This is a genomic window from Flavivirga aquimarina (assembly GCF_030540835.1).
Classification (GTDB): domain Bacteria; phylum Bacteroidota; class Bacteroidia; order Flavobacteriales; family Flavobacteriaceae; genus Flavivirga; species Flavivirga aquimarina.
On sequence record NZ_JAUOEK010000048.1, the window covers coordinates 1 to 1,666 of the forward strand.

Below are 1,666 nucleotides of genomic sequence, written 5' to 3' on the forward strand. Positions count from 1 at the left end.
TAATTTTGTAAAGATCAGGAAAAGGTGTCTATTTTTTGGACACCTTTTTTTGTACCTCTTATTTACAAAACAAGGGACCTTTTTTAGACAATCATTAGTTGATAAGAACTAATAATTATTAACTCGCGTAATTTTATGAAACAACAACCCATTTCCAATAGGAAGTTTAAACTCACTAATAACCAGAGTCAAATTCTTTTTGGTAGATCTATTATTAGCATCTAAAGGATCTACTATAATATTGGCTATACTATTACCTGCTGCATTTTTAAACTCGAACGTGTAACTGCCATCAGCTTTTTTCGCAGGAAATTCTATATAATCGGTTACTGACTCATACTCTAATGCTGAAACAATATTTGAGGGTTCTCCAGCGATCATAATATCTACTGGACCAGACGTTTTAGACAAGTTCAAAAATCGAATACCAACGATACTATCTGTAAATTGTTTTACAGTATCTTCTAACAAAAGCGTCTCTACCGCTTCCGAGGTTCCTGAAAAATATAGGGAGTGGATCCCTTTTAAATTTAATGTATTGGAATAAAGACTGTGTAATGTGTCACTTTCAGCAACTATGAAGACTTCTCTGTTCAAACCTTCTTCCATAGAAAAGTTTTTAAAGGATTCAAAATTCACTCTTGCGCCTGCTGATACTCCTGCATAGTTAATGGGATTATCACCTATCTTTACTATGACATGATCAATATCTCTGATTAAATTGACGACTTTAATCGTTGCTGCTCTAGGAAAATCTTGGTCGTCTTCATGACTACATGACAAGAACAATCCCATTGAAAAGAATATGGCTAAAAATTTAAAAATTGGTTTCATAATAATAAGACCTTGTTTTAGAGTTTGTAAATTGTTTGATATTTTTGTTTGTCTTGTTTGATAAAAGTTTTTGTATTCGGATAAAAAGTCATGAAATCTTGCATCTATTAGTAAACTTGCGATTTAATAATCCGTGCTTGATTTGCCCACACACTAGTACCTACTAAAAAGACAAAAGACCGCTTCGCTATATAGAGATAAGACGTAAGATCTTTTCAACTGAAATCGGCACGATATCAAAATAGGCCTAAAATGTTTGTTATCCTTTTTTTTTACAATGATTTCTTATTGGTTTTAATGGGTTGCCACGACTTAAAAAAAACCTTGTAATACCATTTCATTTATAATACGACGCTATCATTTTTCATTTTTATAAACCTAAATGTTCACGGATTAAGGGTTCCAACCTTTCACCTCGTGCATTCCTATCTACAATAACACCTTCTTTATTTAATAACCAGACGGTAGGCAGTGTCTTGATTTCATATAAGGCATGTAAACTTACAGTGGCATCTGCTCCTTTGTCTAAACGTTGTGGCCAATTGGCGCCCGTTTTTTTAAGGATGCTCAAGATTCTTTCTTTAGCTGCATCGTTATCCACAGCAATTCCAATGACTTCAAAACCCCGATCACGGTATTTATCATACATGGCTCTAACATGTGGCATTTCCTTAACACAAGGACTGCAGTAGGTCGCCCAAAAATCGATCAATACCACTTTCCCTCTCATGGTATTAAGATCTACGATACTCCCATCTATAGCTGTAAAAACCATATCTAATGGCTTGGAATAATCCACTTCTTTTAAGGCCTCTATAGCAGCTACGTTTTC

Annotated in this window: 2 protein-coding genes; both read right to left on the bottom strand. The window is 34.3% G+C overall.

Going from position 1 to position 1,666, the window contains the following annotated elements; genetic code table 11:
- Positions 1-108: 108 nt before the first annotated feature.
- A complete protein-coding gene (locus Q4Q35_RS02855; protein WP_303276414.1) occupies positions 109-834 on the bottom strand; it encodes a hypothetical protein in 726 nt (241 codons plus the stop codon).
- A 370-nt stretch (positions 835-1,204) separates the two neighbouring features.
- Positions 1,205-1,666 (bottom strand): TlpA family protein disulfide reductase (locus tag Q4Q35_RS02860; protein WP_303276415.1); only part of this gene is annotated, 462 nt, incomplete at its 5' end.